This window comes from Variovorax sp. GrIS 2.14 (assembly GCF_046115955.1).
GTDB lineage: Bacteria > Pseudomonadota > Gammaproteobacteria > Burkholderiales > Burkholderiaceae_C > Variovorax.
The window spans coordinates 68,546-84,237 of record NZ_JBJXIA010000009.1; the positions used below are offsets into that span (position 1 = coordinate 68,546).

A 15,692-nucleotide genomic window follows, 5' to 3' on the forward strand; every position below is an offset into this window, starting at 1 on the left:
CATGACGAGCCCCATGGACGCTGTCGGTGCCGGACGTTTCGACGATGCCAGCGGCTTGAAGAACATGCAGCAGCTGATCCAGTTGCGCTGGATCGCGGTGGTCGGCCAACTGGTCACGATCGAAGTCGTGTACTACGGCTTCGGCATCAGTCTGCCGATTAACCTCATGCTCGCAGTGCTGGCCGGCCTCACCGCGTTCAACCTTGCGAGCCTGTTGCGCTGGCGTGTGCCGCGAGCGGTCACCAAGACCGAACTCTTCGTCTCACTGCTGGTCGACGTCGGCGCCCTGACTGCGCAGCTCTACCTGAGCGGCGGTGTCACCAATCCCTTTGTTTTTCTGTACCTGCTGCAGGTCACGCTGGGAGCCGTACTGCTTGATGCGTGGTCCGTCCGCACGATGGTCGGCATCACCACTGCATGTTTCGTCGGCCTTGCGGTGTTTGGCCGGCCCCTGCCGCTTTCATCGGACCTGAGCCACGGTCTGTCCAGTCCGTACCTGCAGGGCATGTTGATCTGCTTTGCGCTGAATGCGGGCTTGCTGGTGGTCTTCATCACACGCATCAACGGCAATTTGCGCGAGCGCGATGCGCGGCTGTCAGACCTGCGCCAGCGTGCCACCGAAGAAGAGCACATCGTGCGCATGGGCCTGCTCGCATCGGGTGCGGCGCACGAACTCGGGACGCCGCTCGCCACGCTGGCCGTGATCCTCGGCGACTGGCGGCGCATGCCGGCTTTCACCGCCGATGCCGAGCTGTTGCAGGAGGTCGGCGAAATGCAGGCACAGGTGCAGCGCTGCAAGACCATCGTGAGCGGCATCCTGCTGTCGGCCGGCGAAGCGCGTGGCGAGTCGTCCGTCAAGACGACCATCTGCACCTTCCTCGACGACCTGGCCGAAGAGTGGCGCACCACGCGCAACAGCCGCGTCTTCGTCTACCGCAATCTCTTTGCGCCCGACATGCCGATGGTGTCGGACTCGGCCCTGAAGCAGATGGTGTGCAACGTCCTCGACAACGCCATCGAGGCTTCGCCGCATGGCGTGGGCCTGGACGTGATGCACGATGTCGACGCCAAAGCGTTGACGTTGACGGTCACCGATGCGGGTCCCGGGTTCCCGCGAGAAATGCTTGCCCAGTTCGGCAAGCCTTACCAGTCGAGCAAGGGACGTACCGGCGGCGGACTCGGGCTGTTCCTCGTCGTCAACGTGGCGCGCACGCTGGGTGGCAGCGTGGTGGCGCGCAACCGGCCCGAAGGCGGTGCCGTGGTGACGATCACCTTGCCCCTGGCAGCGATCACCCTCGAGGAAGAAGACGAAGAAGATCAGGACGATGAAGATGGAAACTGAACGCCTGCTGCTCATCATCGAAGACGACGCCGCCTTCGCCCGGACGCTCGGCCGCTCGTTCGAGCGGCGCGGCTACGCTGTGATGCTCGCGACGAGCCTCGATTCGGCGCTTGCGCTGGTGGAAGGCGATGGTCACGAGGGCAACGAAGAAACGTCGGGCCGAACGCCCGGCTACGCCGTGGTCGACCTCAAGCTGAACGGCGAAGCATCGGGCCTGGCCTGCGTTCGCGCACTGCATGCGCACGACCCCGACATGCTCATCGTGGTGCTGACCGGCTTTGCCAGCATCGCGACGGCCGTCGAGGCCATCAAGCTCGGCGCCTGCTACTACCTGGCGAAACCGTCGAACACCGATGACATCGAGGCCGCCTTCGGCCGAGCGGCGGGCAATGCCGAAGTCGAACTGACCAACCGCTCATCGTCGATCAAGACGCTCGAATGGGAGCGCATTCACGAGACGCTGGCACAGACCGGTTTCAACATCTCGGAGACCGCGCGGCGGCTGGGAATGCACCGCCGCACGCTGGCGCGCAAGCTCGAGAAGCAGCAGGTCAAATAGGCACGCCGCGGAACGATGCAATCCTGGCGATACTTCGGGCATGTCCGACACCCCTACTGACGCGCTCACCTTCCAACAGGTGCGCGCCCGCTTGATGGCACGCGACGAGATTGCCTTGCTCGACCTGCGCGAAGAACATCCTTTCGCGCAGGAACATCCGCTGTGGGCGGCTAACCTGCCGCTCGCATGCATCGAAGCCGATGCGAAGCGGCGTATTCCACGACTCGACACCGTCATCGTCCTCTACGGCGAGCAGGACGGCGAAGACCTGGTGGCAGACGCCGCCGGCCGGTTCGCTGCACATGGGTATACGCAGGTGCATCGGCTCGAAGGAGGCCTCGACCGTTGGCGCGCAGCGGGCGGCGAAGTCTTTCGCGACGTCAACGTGCCAAGTAAATCGTTCGGCGAACTGGTCGAGCACGAGCGCCACACCCCTTCGCTTTCCGCCGAAGAAGTGAAGGCGCTGATCGACGAAAAAGCTGATGTCGTCGTGCTCGACGCGCGCCGCTTCGACGAGTACCAAACCATGAGCATCCCGACCGCGACCAGCGTGCCGGGTGCCGAGCTGGTCCTGCGTGTGCGCGAACTGGCGCCCGACCCGGCCACGCAAGTGATCGTGAATTGCGCGGGACGCACGCGCAGCATCATCGGCACGCAGTCGCTGGTGAATGCGGGCATTCCCAATCCGGTGACCGCGCTGCGCAACGGGACGATCGGCTGGAAGCTGGCCGGCCAGGTGTTGGACCAGGGCGCGCAGAAACGAGCGCCAGACGTGGTCAGCGATGCGCATCGCGCGCAGGCCCGCGCAGACGCGAGGCGCGTCGCCGATCGCGCTGGCGTGCGCCGGATTTCGCTCGGTGCCATCGACTCGCTCGAAGCACCCGACCGCACGCTCTATCGCTTCGACGTGCGCACGCCCGAGGAATATGCCGTAGCCCATCTGCCGGGCTTCGCCAGCGCACCCGGCGGCCAGCTGGTGCAGGAGACGGATCACCATGTTCCGGTGCGCGGCGCCCGCATCGTGCTGGCCGACGACGACGGCGTGCGTGCGCCCATGACCGCTTCGTGGCTCGCGCAAATGGGCTGGGATGTCTACGTGGTCGCTGCGCCTGCGGCAGACGCGTTCAGTGAAGCGGGCCCGCCGTTCGATGCAGCCGCCAAACGCCCTGCGCCCAACCCGCATCGCTACCGCCGCCCCTACGAAGGCACCGATGCGCCGCCCGAAGCCATGCAGGCATATCTCGATTGGGAGTACGGCCTGGTCGCGCAACTCGCACGCGATGGCACGCACCATTTCAAGGTGATCTGACGGCAATCGAAGGGCGCTGCCGCTGCCTCTGCCTCTGCCTCTGCTTATGCCGCTGGCAACTATGCATCTGACGAAACGGTCGTTTGCCGATCGCTCTCGCACCACGAGAATCGCGCCCTTTGCTCTCTTCGACCAAAGGCTCCGCGATGCGCGCTCACCCTGTCTTCAAACCTGTCCTCACGAAGCTCGCAACCTTCGCCTCCGCACTTGTGCTCGCATTCGCAACAGCAACGCTCGCTCTCCCCGTCCAGGCGCAGACCTTCCCGACCAAGGCCGTCCACATCACAGTCGCCAACACGCCCGGCAGTTCACCCGACGTGCTGGCGCGCTCGCTCGCGATGCGACTCGCCGAGCAGTGGAAGCAACCCGTGGTCGTGGACAACCGCGCCGGCGCCGCCGGAATCTTCGCGGCCGACGCGTTGACCAAGTCCCCGGCCGATGGCTACAGCCTGCTGGTCGGTGCCGACGGGCCGATCACCATCCTGCCGAACATCCAGCACGACCTGCCCTACGACGCACAGCGCGATCTGTTGCCGGTGGTCTCGCTCGGCCAGATCGACTTCGTGCTGGTGGCCAATCCGAAGACCGGTTTCTATTCGCTCGCCGACTTCGTGCGTGCCGCCAAGGCGCAGCCCGGCCGCTACAACTTCGCTTCGGCCGGCAATGGCAGTCCGCAGCAGCTGGCCATGGAAATATTGAAGGCGCGCGCCGGCATCTATGCGACGCACATTCCTTACCGCGGTGGGCCGCTGGGCTTGCAGGACGTGCTGGGCGGCCAGGTCGACGTGATGTTCATCGCGGTCGGGCCGGCGCTGCCGCACATTCGCAGCGGTCGGCTGGTGGCGTTGGGTACCACGGGCGAGCGCCGGCATGCCTTGCTGCCCGACGTGCCGACCGTTGCGGAGCGCTACGCGGGCTTTAAAGCAGGAACGTGGTTCGGCCTGTTCGCGCCGGCGCGCACGCCGCAGGTCGTGATCGATGCCATTGCTGCCGACGCCGGTCGCATCGTGCAGTCTCCTGCGGTGCGCGCCGAGTGGGCGGCACAGGGTATCGAGGCGACCGGTCAATCGCAACGCGAGTTTCAAAAGCAGGTCGCCGCGGAATACGGGCGCTATGCGCAGATCGTGAAAGCGGTCGGCATCAAAGCGGAGTAGCCCGCGAATGACAGACCGTCTGGCGCATCAGAGCTTGGCGATAGATACCTCGGTCGACTTCACCAGTGCGACCACGTCGGAACCCGGCTTGAGCTGCAGCTCGTCGACCGAACGCGTGGTGATGACCGAGGTCACGATGCCCCAGGCCGTTTCGACATCGACCTCGGACACCACGTCGCCGCGGATGATCTCCTTGATCTTTCCCTTGAACTGGTTGCGTACGTTGATAGCTTGAATGGACATGAAGGACTCCTTGGAAATTGAATGACGCCGGGGCTAGACAGCCCACCTGAGCGCGTGCGCTGGACCATCGGCCCAGCGCGTGTCGTTGGCCGGATCCGACGGTTCGGCGATCTCTGCATCGGGCTTTTGCAGTACGCGATCGAGGATGCGTTTCTCGATGGCTGCAAACGCCGGGTCACCCTGCGAGCGCGGCCGGGCCAGCGCGATGTTCTCGTCCAGCGCAATGCGGCCGTCTTCGATCAGGATGACGCGATCAGCCAGCGCCACCGCCTCCTGCACATCGTGCGTGACCAACAGCGCGGTAAAGCGATGCTGCTGCCACAGGTTCTCGATGAGCCGGTGCATTTCGATGCGGGTCAGCGCGTCCAGCGCGCCCAGCGGCTCGTCGAGCAGCAGCAAGCGCGGGTGATGCACCAGCGCGCGCGCCAACGCGACGCGCTGCCGCTGCCCGCCTGAAAGGCGCGCCGGCCATTCGCGCTCCCGATCGGCCAGCCCGACCTGCGCCAGCACTTCGCGGCCGCGCGAGCGCAAGGCCGCCGGCAGCCCGAGCGTGACGTTGTCGAGCACGCGACGCCACGGCAACAGACGCGCCTCCTGAAACATGATGCGGGTGTCGTCGTGCAGCCCGTCGATCTTTCGGCCGTTGGTGCTGAGCGTGCCGTCCGAGGCCGGCTCCAGTCCAGCGACCAGCCGCAGCAGCGTGCTCTTGCCGCAACCGCTGCGTCCGACGATGGCGATGAACTGGCCAGGCGCGATGTCGATCTGTGTATTGCGCAGCACTTCACGCGCGCCATAGCGCTTGTGCACGCCACGGATTTCGAGCCGCACGCCGCCAGCACTGGTTCCTGCATTCATCTCAACCCCTTGGTTTGAAGAGCGGCACATCGAGTGCATCGAGCTTTTTCGGCAACAGCTTTTCGGCGAAGAACGCATCGGCGATGCGTTGCTGTTCCGTCAGCAGCTCGGGCACGACGGGGCGCACGGCATAGCTGCGACGGCCATTCGCGCGTTCGACGATGGCGGCATCGATGCCCCACACGGGCGCCAGCAAGGCCGCCGCTTCTTTCGGGCTTTGCTTGACCCATTTGCCGGCCTTTTCGAGCTCGACGTACAGCACTTCAAGCACATCGGGCCGCGCGTCTGCAAAGCGCGTCGCGGCCAGGTAGTAGCGCTGGTAAGACGCGATGCCGGTGCCATCGGCAATCACCCGCACGGACGACTGCTGCTGCGCGGCGGCGAGGAACGGGTCCCACACGACCCAGGCGTCGATCGCGCCCTTCTCGAAGGCGGCGCGGCCATCGGCCGGCGTAAGGTAGGCGGGCTCTATGTCCTTGAAAGACAGGCCGACTTTGGCGAGCGCGGCGATCAGCAGGTAATGCACGCCGGCCGCTTTTGCGAAACCAACTTTCTTGCCCTTGAGATCGGTCACCGACTTGACCGCTGAATTGGCCCGGACAACGATGGCTTGCGCCGCCGGCGACGGCGCCTCCTGCGCTACGAAAGTCAGCTTGGCGCCAGCCGCCTGCGCGAACACCGGCACCGTGTCGGCTACGTCGGCGCTGACATCGAGGTTGTCGAGATTGAGCGCTTCCAGCAGCGGCAAGCCACTGGTGAACTCGTGCCAGCTGACCCTGACACCCAGTGGCGCCAGCCGACGCTCCAGCGTGCCCTGGGTCTTGAGCACCACGATCAACGTCGACGACTTTTGATAGCCGATGCGGACCGTGGCGGATGTGGTTTGCGCAAATGCCGATGCAGATGCAGATGCAGATGCAGCGAGTGCTGCCAGCGTGCCGAGTGCGCTTCTGCGCGTAAATGAAAAAGATGCAGTCATGGTTTGTGGCTCGATCACTTGGCTTGGTAACCCGGATGCCATCTCAGCCACCAACTTTCCAGCCCGCGCGCGAACAAATCGGCAGCCTTGCCCAGCAGCGCATAAAGAAGGATGCCGACCAGCACGATGTCGGTCTGCAAGAACTCGCGGGCATTCATCGTGAGGTAGCCGATGCCGGACTGCGCCGAGATCGTTTCGGCCACGATCAGGATCACCCACATCAAGCCGAGCGAGAAGCGCAGGCCGACCAGGATCGACGACAGCGCGCCCGGCAGGATCACCTCGCGGTACAGCTGCCAGCGGGTCAGGCCATAGGTGCGGCCCATCTCGATCAACTGCGGATCGACGTTGCGGATGCCGTGAAAAGTGTTGAGGTAGATCGGAAAGAACACCGACACCGAGATCAAGAACAGCTTGGCCGTCTCGTCGATGCCGAACCACAGGATGACGAGCGGGATCAATGCCAGCGCAGGGATGTTGCGCACCATCTGGATGGTCGAGTCGAGCAGTGTCTCGAAGAACTTGACCGAACCGGTGAGCAGGCCCAGCCCGAGGCCCAGGCTGCCGCCGATGGCGAGCCCACCGAGTGCGCGGCCGGCACTCACCTTGACGTGCGTCCACAACTCGCCCGATGCGGCCAGCGTCCACGCAGCCTGCAGCACGGCGAGTGGCGCGGGCAGCACGCGCGTCGACAACCAGCCGAGCGACGAGGCGATCTGCCAGACCACGATGAGAGTGACCGGCACCAGCCAGGGAATCAGTCGTTGTGCCACGGCGCCGGCGAATTCGGAGATGCGGGGAACACCGCGTAACCGGCTTCCCCGGGCTGCTGGTGTTGCGCCCTGCAAGGGGGTTGGCGAAGCGACACGCAGTGCACGAAGACTTGGGGGGTGCGACATTTTTAGCTTTGCGATTGCAGACGCGATGGCGCATCGAGATTGGCGACCACCTCGCCGAACGGTCCGGTCAGCGAGCCACCGGCAAGGCGTGACCCGAGCTGCGTCTGAGCGCGACGCGACAACAAAGGAAACACCAGTTCCGCGAAGCGATACGCCTCTTCCAGATGCGGATAGCCCGACAGGATGAAGTTGTCGAGCCCGAGCGCCGCGTACTCCTCGATGCGCGCGGCCACGGTCTTCGCATCGCCCACCAGGGCGGTACCCGCACCACCACGCACCAGTCCGACGCCGGCCCACAGGTTCGGCGAAATCTCCAGGTCGGCACGCGTGCGTTTCGCGCCGCCGGCATGCAACGCGGCCATGCGGCGCTGGCCTTCGGAATCCATCTTGGCGAACACCGCTTGCGCCTTGATCACGGTCGCGTCGTCGACGCGGCTGATGAGCGACTCGGCCGCGCGCCAGGCTTCGTCGTCGGTCTCGCGGACGATTACATGCAGCCGGATGCCGAACTTGACGGTGCGACCCTTGCGCGCCGCACGGGCCCTAACGTCTGCGATCTTCTTTGCGACCTCTGCAGGCGGCTCGCCCCATGTGAGGTACGTATCGACCTGCTCGGCCGCGAGCTCGTGCGCCGCCGCCGACGAGCCACCGAACCACACTGGCGGATACGGCTTCTGCGTGGGCGGGAACAGCAGCTTGGCGCCCTTCACGCTCAAGTGCTTGCCTTCGTAGTCGAAGCTCTGCCCGTCGTGGCTGCGGGTGATGATCTCGCGCCAGATGCGAATGAACTCGGCCGACTGTTCGTAGCGTGCGGCATGGTCGAGGTACACGCCGTCGCCTTCGAGCTCGGACTGGTCGCCACCCGTCACGAGGTTGACCAGCACCCGCCCGCCGGAGAGCCGGTCGAAGGTCGCGGCCATGCGCGCGGCCAGGCTGGGCTGATGCAAACCGGGGCGCACGGCAACGAGAAACTTCAAGCGTTTGGTCGAGCCGATCAGGCTGGCAGCGATGACCCACGGGTCTTCGCACGAGCGGCCAGTCGGGATCAACACGCCTTCGTAGCCAAGGCTGTCGGCCGCGCCGGCCACTTGCTGCAGGTAGTCCAGGTCGACGGCCCGCGCGCCTTCGGCCGTACCGAGGTAGCGGCTGTCGCCATGGGTCGGCAAGAACCAGAAAATTTGCATCGTCATATCGATTCCATCTTCACGCGAGGTTGGCCGACGCGGCTTCGAGCACGTTGATCTTCTTGGGGATCAGCTTCAGCTCGAAAAAGGTGTCGGCGATCTTTTGCTGCTCGCCGAGGATGGCTTTGGTGATCGGGCCGATGCCGTAGGCCGCGCGGCCCACCGACACATCGACGACCGGCTTCGGCAAGCCCCATAGCGCAGACAGTTCAGCGGCAAGTTCGCCTTTGTTCGCGGCGCCCCACACGTCGATCTTGTTGAGCTCTTCGGTCGCAATGGCGAGCACGTCGGCGTTCTTGGCGACGTAGTCGAGCGACGAAAAGTAATAGCCGCGATTGCCCACCACGCCGCTCGCGTCGGCCAGGATGTGCGCGTCGAGCGACTGTTGTGCGGCGGCCAGGAACGGGTCCCAGATCACCCACGCATCGATAGAGCCTTTTTCGAAGGCGGCACGCGCATCGGGCGGCGGCAGAAAGACGAGGTTGAGGTCGGCGTAACTCAGGCCCGCCTTCTCGGCCAGCTTGACGATGAAGTAGTGCACGTTCGAGCCCTTGTTGAGCGCGACCTTCTTGCCCTTGAGATCGGCGGCCGTGCGGATGGTCGAGCCCTTCGGCACCAGCACGGCCTCTGCACCGGGCCGCGGCACGGTGGCAGCGACGTAGGCCAGCGGTACGCCTGCCGCCTGCGCGAAGATGGGCGGCGCCTCACCGACATCGCCGAAGTCGATCGAGCCGATGTTGAGCGCTTCGAGCTGCACCGGGCCGGCATTGAACTCGGTCCACTTGACCGAAACACCCAAGGGCGCAAGCCGCTTTTCGAGCGTGCCGCGGCCTTTCAGGATGTTGAGCGTGCCCTTCTGGTTGCCGATGCGAAATTGGCGCGACGGCGCTTGCGCGAGTGCGGCGAACGACGGCAACGCGATGGCGGCTGCCACGCCCTGCACCAGGCGGCGACGCGGAATGGAAACGGTGGTTGTCATGGGTCGGTTTCTTTCAGGCAAAGGCAGTCCCGCACCGCGCTTGGGCGGCGTTGCGAGACATCTGTACGGATCGGTGCAGAGGCGGCTGGGATTGCCGCGCCTGCTTGCTTCTGCTCGGCTACTTTTGCTTAGCCGTGTAGATCTGATCGAACGACGCACCGTCGGCAAAGTGCGCCTTGTCAGCTTTGGCCCAACCACCGAAAGCATCGTCGATGGTCACCAAAGTCAGCTTGGGAAACTGCTTGTCGTACTTGGCCTTGGCCTTCTCCGATGTCGGGCGATAGAAGTTGCGGCCGGCCACGTCCTGGCCTTCGTCGGAGTACAGGTACTTGAGGTATTCCTCGGCGACGGCGCGCGTGCCCTTCTTGTCGACGACCTTGTCGACCACGGTCACGCTGGGCTCGGCCAGGATGGAGATCGAAGGCACCACGATCTCGAACTTCTCGGGGCCGAATTCCTTCAACGCGAGGAAGGCTTCGTTTTCCCAGGCGAGCAGCACGTCGCCCACGCCGCGCTGCACGAACGTGATGGTCGAACCGCGTGCGCCGGTGTCGAGCACCGGGACGTTTTTGTAGAGGTTGGCGACGTACTCTTGCGCCTTGGCCTCGCTGCCGTATTTGCGCTTGGCGAACTCCCATGCCGCGAGGTAGTTCCAGCGCGCGCCGCCCGATGTCTTGGGGTTGGGCGTGATCACCTGCACGCCTGCCTTGGTGAGGTCGTCCCAGTCCTTCAGGCCTTTCGGGTTGCCCTTCTTGACGAGGAACACGATGGTCGATGTGTACGGTGCCGAGTTGTGCGGCAGGCGTTTTTGCCAGTCGGCCTTGACCAGTCCGCCGTGCGTGACGAGTGCATCGATATCACCGCCAAGCGCCAGCGTAGCCACGTCGGCGTCGATGCCGTCGATGATCGATCTGGCCTGCTTGCCCGAGCCGCCGTGCGACTGCTTGATGGTCACGTCCTGGCCGGTCTTGGTTTTCCAGTACGCAGCGAAAGCCTTGTTGTAGTCGACGTACAACTCGCGGGTCGGGTCGTAAGACACGTTGAGCAGCGTGACCGGTGCCGCGCCCTGCGCGAAGGCGGGCGATGCCGTCAAGCCAGCGAGGGTGAACGCGCTGGCCAGGCCAGCGCCGAGGGAAAGCTTGATAAAGTCGCGGCGAAATTTCATGGTTGTGCTGCTCACAGGCATATCGGTGAAGCTGCGGATTCTGGAACCGGCATATAGAAACTGGAACGACTGAGTTCTCAGTTCTAAATAACGAAATCAACTAAGGGCGCTCCGCGCGACCCAACCACCCCGAAGGCACCTCAAATGGCAAGAATGGTCCAATGCGTCAAGCTCGGCAAGGAAGCCGAAGGCCTCGACTTTCCGCCTTACCCGGGCGATCTCGGCAAGCGCCTCTGGGCGAGCGTCAGCAAAGAGGCATGGGCGGCGTGGCTCAAGCAGCAGACCATGCTGGTGAACGAAAACCGGCTCAATTTGGCCGACCAACGTGCCCGTGAATACTTGAAGCGCCAGATGGAAAAGCACTTCTTTGGCGATGGGGCCGACGTGGTTCAGGGCTATACCCCTCCCACCGCCTGACCGCAATCTCCGGCGCGCCCGTCGCATGACCGAACCGGTCGACTGGCGTGCCGACGGCGTTCCGCGCAGCGAGCGCTTCGACGACATCTATCACACCGAAACCGGCGCGCTTGCGCAGTCGCGCTATGTGTTTCTAGGCGGCTGCGGCTTGCCACAAGCCTGGGCAAATCGGCCGCAATGGCTGATTCTCGAAACCGGCTTTGGCCTGGGTCTCAACTTTCTGACAACGTGGCACGCGTGGCGCGCAGACGAGCATCGCCCGAATCTGCTGCACTTCGTCTCGATCGAGGCGCACCCGGTGGCGCCGGCCGATCTGGTTCGCGCCGCAGCGGCATACCCGGAACTGGCCGGCATGGCCGAAGCGCTCGCAGCGCAGTGGCACGGCCTGCTGCCCGGCTTTCATCGGCTCACGTTCGACGACGGCAAGGTCACGCTCACGCTCTGCGTCGGCGACGCCCAGCCGATGCTGCGGGCGCAGCGCTTCGAGGCCGACAGCATCTTTCTCGACGGCTTCAGTCCGCAGCGCAATCCCGAGATGTGGTCGGCCGACACGCTCAAGCAGGTGGCGCGGTTCGCGCGGCAAGACACCGGCATCGCGACCTGGACGATCGCACGGGCGGTGCGCGATGCGCTGGCGCAGTGCGGATTCACGGTCGGCAAACGCATCGGTCTGCCGCCGAAGCGGGACTGCCTTGCGGGCACGTTCGCGCCAGCGTGGACCGTGCGGCGACGCGATCCCTTGCCGGTACGGGTCGAGCTGCCGGGGCATTGCGCGGTCATCGGCGCAGGCTTGGCGGGTGCCGCTGTGGCAGCCAGCCTTGCGCGGCGTGGCTGGCGCGTCACCGTGCTGGATGCGGGCGGTGGTTCTGCGGCCGGCGCGTCCGGCTTGCCGGTCGGGCTGCTCGCACCCCACGTGTCGGCAGACGATGCGCTGCTTTCCCGCCTCACCCGAGCGGGCATTCGCGCCACCTGGATCGAGTTGCAACGTTTGCTCGAAGCGGGTGTCGATTGGCGGGGCACGGGCGTGATCGAGAGACGCTCGGATGGCGATGTGAGGGTGCCTGCCGCGTGGCAAGCGGCAGGGCCGAACGAGTCATGGCCAGCCGATGTCGAACGCCTGCAGCTGAGTGGCATCCCTGCGGATGCGCCGGCACTCTGGCATGCGCGCGCTGCGTGGGTGCGCCCGAGGAGCCTGGTCGAAGCGTGGCTGAACCAGCCTCCAATCACCATGAGGTATGAAACGCGCGTGGAGCGACTCGTGCGCCACGCCGCGTCCTGGCGCCTCGTGGATGCGCGCGGCGACGTATTGGTCGAGGCCGATCGCGTAGTCATCGCGGCCGGCATCGACAGCCGCACCCTCGCGCCTGCATTGCCTTTGCAACCGGTGCGTGGCCAAGTTGCATGGGGCCACGCGCCACACGATGCCGATCTGCCGGACATGCCAATCAACGGCGACGGTCATCTGATCGCGCGCGTGCCGGCAACCGATGCCGAAGCAACCGGTTCGCTCTGGCTTGCCGGCGCCACCTTCGATCGCGACAGTGTCGATCTGGAACCGCACGCATCGGACACCGGACGCAACCGCGATCGGCTGACGCGCCTTCACCCAGGCGCCGCAGCATTACTCGACGTCGCCGCAGCCAACGCATGGGTCGGCATCCGTTGCGCCTCGTCCGACCGCCGCCCGCTGGTCGGCCCGCTCGATGAAGCAGGCTGGCCCGGCGTCTGGGTCAGCACCGCGATGGGCTCGCGCGGCCTCACCTTCTCCGCCCTCTGCGCCGAACTCCTCGCAGCCCACTGGCACGGCGAGCCACTTCCTTTGCCGGCGACGCTGGCAAGGGCGCTCGACACACGGCGCCTCGCCAAGCCGGTCAAAGACTGAAGGTGTGGCGTGAGAATGCGGGATGGCCCTTCGCTACGACATCACCCACACCACCACTTACCGTTACAACAAGCCGGTCACCTTCGGCTTGCACCGGATCATGTTCCGCCCCCGCGACAGCCACGATCTGCGTGTGTTGGCGACCGACCTCAAGGTCAGCCTCGGCGCCAACATCCGGCTGATTCAAGACCCGCATTCCAACTCGGTTGCGCTGGTGCAGCCGCTGGGAGAGGCGACCGAACTAAAGATCGTCTGCTCGTTCACCATCGAACAGGTGCCGTCGCTGCTCGACCAGCTGGTGCTGCACCCGGCGGCGGAGTTCCTGCCCTTTGCCTATTCGGTCCAAGACCGGCTCGACCTCGAGCATTACCTGCGTCCGCACCATGACGACCCGCAAGGCGAGCTGATTCGCTGGGCGCACCAGTTTTTGCAGACCGACGCACCCAACAGCACGCGCGATGTGCTGGCGCGCATGAACGCGCACATCGGCAAGAGCCTGACCTATGCAGCGCGCGATGAAGAAGGCACGCAGACGCCGCTCGAAACACTCCAGCTCGGCAGCGGCAGTTGCCGCGACTACGCGCTGTTGATGATGGAGGCGGCACGGCGGCTGGGCGTGGCGACGCGTTTCGTGTCGGGCTATCTGTACGACGCAGCGCTCGATTCGCGCGCCATCGAGGCGGCGGCAGCAGGTCCGGCGGCCGGCAGCGTCAGCGCCACCACCGGAGCCGGCTCTACACACGCATGGCTTCACGCGTACCTTCCGGGCGCGGGCTGGGTCGCCTACGACCCGACCAACAATCTGATGGGCAGCGCGCAGTTGATCCGAGTTGGAGTGGCGCGCGATCCGTCCCAAGCTGCGCCCATTGCCGGCAGTTGGTTCGGCGCACCCGACTCGTACGAAGGCATGACCGCGACGGTCGTCGTGACGCGCCGCCGGCACTGATTTTTCAGGCACACCACGTAAGGGTTCGATAAAAGTTTCGTAGGACGAAAGGCCGACTCCGCCGCGTTGTCGCGCGCGCGATACCACCTCAGGGAAAGTCCCTGCTCCGTTGATTTTGGTGCGCCATACGCTCACCCCGCCGAACGGCACAACAACACAAAGTACGGAGACATTCATGAGCAAAAAGCGCATCCCGCTTCTCGTCATTGCAACGCTGTCCCTTGCCGCTTGCGGCGGCGGCGGCGGTGGTGGTTACAACGGTCCCCTTCCCATTGCAGCAGCGCCAACGCCTGCACCCGCACCGGCCCCTGCGCCCGCACCTGCCCCTGCACCGGCCCCCGAGGAGAAGCGCCTGCAAGATAGCCGCACTTCGTTTGCGCCCTCGCCCGCCGATGCAGCCGCAACGACCTTTGCTGCGCTCGTGGTGGACCCGTCCGATACGGTCGTCAACACGACGACCAGCCGCTGGCAAGGCGTGCTCGGCGGTGCGCTCTATCGCGTCGAAGTGCCGGCCAACTGGAATGGCAAGCTGGTCATGTATGCGCATGGCTACCGCGGTCAAGGCAATCAACTGACTGTCGACAATCCGGGCATCCGGCGCTACCTGATCCAGAACGGATACGCCTGGGCCGCGTCGAGCTACAGCAAGAACTTCTACGACGTGCGCGCCGGCATCGAAGACACCAACGCCTTGGCGCTCGGGTTCAACAAGATCGCTGCGGCCAACAATCGCACGCTGGCCGCGCCGAGCAAGATCTACATCACGGGCGTGTCGATGGGCGGCCATATCACTGCGGCAGCCATTGAAGACGAGGCCTATGCAACCGAAAACAACAAGGTCAAGTACAACGGCGCCGCGCCGATGTGCGGCGTGCTGGGCGACACCGAGTTGTTCGACTACTTTGCCGGCGCGCAGGTAACTGCGCAGGTCGAAGCGAGCCTGCCGAAATATCCGTTCCTCAACTGGACCGACATTTCTCCGCAGGTGGTTGGAACGCTGTTCACTGCCAGCTTCCCAGCCGCTCCGGTGACCGCAACCGCGGGTGTCGGCGTCAAGTACCAGAGCGTGGTGAAAAACCTGACCGGTGGCGAGCGTCCGATCGCTGCGGTGGGCTTCGCCTACGGCGGTACCTTCCCGATCGTCATCGGCGTCTTTGGCGGCGACGGCACCATCAACGGCATCCTGAACAAGAGCGTGATCGACACCAACCGTTTGACCTACACGATCGATGGCGACGCGGCAGGCTCGACAACGCTCAACGCTTCGGCACTCAAGCTGACCGCGGCGGTCGACGCCAACCGGCTTCGCACCGACGGCCTGCGCTGGATTCCGAAGACCAACGGGCAGTTCAAGATTCCAGTGGTCACGCTCCACACGCTCGGCGATTTCTACGTGCCTTTCAGCATGGAGCAGATCTACCAGCAGCGCGTGGCGGCCAACGGCAACAGCACATGGCTGGTACAGCGCGCGGTTCGCGGCGCTTCGCATTGCGACTTCACCACTGCGGAAATGGCCGAAACCTTCGACGCAATGATCAAGTGGGAACGTGACGGCGTGAAGCCAGGCGGCGACGATGTGGTGACCGCGGCAACTGTCGCCGCACCGGCGTATGGCTGCACCTACACACGCAATACGCTGAACGCGAACGACGACACCAACCCGAGCGTGGGGCAACTGCGGGGTGCGATTGCGGCTTCGCCCGGCGGCACTTGCCCCCCATGAACGTCGCTTGAAGCGATAGCGAAAAAAAGAGGCCTTTCGGCCTCTTTTTCATTGAG

The 15,692-nt window shown here is 64.8% G+C and carries 15 protein-coding genes; 8 read left to right on the top strand and 7 right to left on the bottom strand.

Features of this window, described 5'->3' with window-relative positions; translation table 11 throughout:
* Window position 1: 1 nt before the first annotated feature.
* The 4 genes from RCH10_RS15845 to RCH10_RS15860 all read left to right on the top strand — a co-directional run bounded on the left by RCH10_RS15845 (window position 2) and on the right by RCH10_RS15860 (window position 4,364).
* Window positions 2–1,342: an ATP-binding protein gene (locus RCH10_RS15845; protein ID WP_409053124.1), complete on the top strand. Its 1,341-nt coding sequence runs from the start codon at window positions 2–4 to the stop codon at window positions 1,340–1,342.
* The gene (locus RCH10_RS15850; protein WP_409053125.1) at window positions 1,332–1,901 is read left to right on the top strand and encodes a response regulator transcription factor; all 570 of its coding nucleotides are present in this window, start codon (window positions 1,332–1,334) and stop codon (window positions 1,899–1,901) included. Before RCH10_RS15845 ends, RCH10_RS15850 begins: the two co-directional genes overlap by 11 nt.
* 40 nt (window positions 1,902–1,941) lie before the next feature.
* Window positions 1,942–3,210, top strand: coding sequence for a rhodanese-like domain-containing protein (locus tag RCH10_RS15855; RefSeq protein ID WP_409053126.1), 1,269 nt, complete (start codon window positions 1,942–1,944; stop codon window positions 3,208–3,210).
* A 146-nt stretch (window positions 3,211–3,356) separates the two neighbouring features.
* Window positions 3,357–4,364, top strand: a complete 1,008-nt coding sequence (locus RCH10_RS15860; RefSeq protein ID WP_409053127.1) for a Bug family tripartite tricarboxylate transporter substrate binding protein — start codon at window positions 3,357–3,359, stop codon at window positions 4,362–4,364.
* A gap of 27 nt (window positions 4,365–4,391) precedes the next feature.
* On the opposite strand, the gene RCH10_RS15865 is transcribed toward RCH10_RS15860, so the two are convergent.
* From RCH10_RS15865 to RCH10_RS15895, 7 genes are all read right to left on the bottom strand, one after another.
* The gene (locus tag RCH10_RS15865) at window positions 4,392–4,607 is read right to left on the bottom strand and encodes a molybdopterin-binding protein (RefSeq protein ID WP_187051788.1); all 216 of its coding nucleotides are present in this window, start codon (window positions 4,605–4,607) and stop codon (window positions 4,392–4,394) included.
* 33 nt (window positions 4,608–4,640) lie between these two features.
* A complete protein-coding gene (locus RCH10_RS15870; RefSeq protein WP_409053128.1) occupies window positions 4,641–5,462 on the bottom strand; it encodes an ATP-binding cassette domain-containing protein in 822 nt (273 codons plus the stop codon).
* A gap of 1 nt (window position 5,463) precedes the next feature.
* The gene (locus tag RCH10_RS15875; protein WP_409053129.1) at window positions 5,464–6,441 is read right to left on the bottom strand and encodes an aliphatic sulfonate ABC transporter substrate-binding protein; all 978 of its coding nucleotides are present in this window, start codon (window positions 6,439–6,441) and stop codon (window positions 5,464–5,466) included.
* A gap of 14 nt (window positions 6,442–6,455) precedes the next feature.
* Complete coding sequence (gene ssuC, locus RCH10_RS15880) at window positions 6,456–7,340, bottom strand: aliphatic sulfonate ABC transporter permease SsuC (protein ID WP_409053130.1); 885 nt, start codon at window positions 7,338–7,340, stop codon at window positions 6,456–6,458.
* Window positions 7,341–7,342: 2 nt separating this feature from the next.
* A complete protein-coding gene (gene ssuD, locus RCH10_RS15885) occupies window positions 7,343–8,524 on the bottom strand; it encodes an FMNH2-dependent alkanesulfonate monooxygenase (protein ID WP_323501121.1) in 1,182 nt (393 codons plus the stop codon).
* 19 nt (window positions 8,525–8,543) lie between these two features.
* Window positions 8,544–9,503, bottom strand: coding sequence for a sulfonate ABC transporter substrate-binding protein (locus RCH10_RS15890; protein WP_409053131.1), 960 nt, complete (start codon window positions 9,501–9,503; stop codon window positions 8,544–8,546).
* Window positions 9,504–9,621: 118 nt separating this feature from the next.
* A complete protein-coding gene (locus RCH10_RS15895; protein WP_409053132.1) occupies window positions 9,622–10,668 on the bottom strand; it encodes a sulfate ABC transporter substrate-binding protein in 1,047 nt (348 codons plus the stop codon).
* Between the two features lie 144 nt (window positions 10,669–10,812).
* Between RCH10_RS15895 and RCH10_RS15900 the strand changes: the two genes are divergently transcribed.
* The 4 genes from RCH10_RS15900 to RCH10_RS15915 all read left to right on the top strand — a co-directional run bounded on the left by RCH10_RS15900 (window position 10,813) and on the right by RCH10_RS15915 (window position 15,636).
* Window positions 10,813–11,085 (top strand): oxidative damage protection protein, encoded by a 273-nt coding sequence (locus RCH10_RS15900; RefSeq protein WP_187051782.1) that lies wholly within the window; start codon window positions 10,813–10,815, stop codon window positions 11,083–11,085.
* 25 nt (window positions 11,086–11,110) lie between these two features.
* Window positions 11,111–12,967 carry an FAD-dependent 5-carboxymethylaminomethyl-2-thiouridine(34) oxidoreductase MnmC gene (gene mnmC / locus RCH10_RS15905; protein WP_409053133.1) on the top strand — a complete coding sequence of 619 codons (1,857 nt, stop codon included), beginning with the start codon at window positions 11,111–11,113 and terminating at the stop codon, window positions 12,965–12,967.
* Between the two features lie 22 nt (window positions 12,968–12,989).
* Complete coding sequence (locus tag RCH10_RS15910) at window positions 12,990–13,913, top strand: transglutaminase family protein (RefSeq protein WP_187051780.1); 924 nt, start codon at window positions 12,990–12,992, stop codon at window positions 13,911–13,913.
* A gap of 175 nt (window positions 13,914–14,088) precedes the next feature.
* Entirely contained in the window at window positions 14,089–15,636 is a 1,548-nt protein-coding gene (locus RCH10_RS15915) for an alpha/beta hydrolase family protein (protein WP_409053134.1), read from the top strand.
* Window positions 15,637–15,692 lie beyond the last annotated feature (56 nt).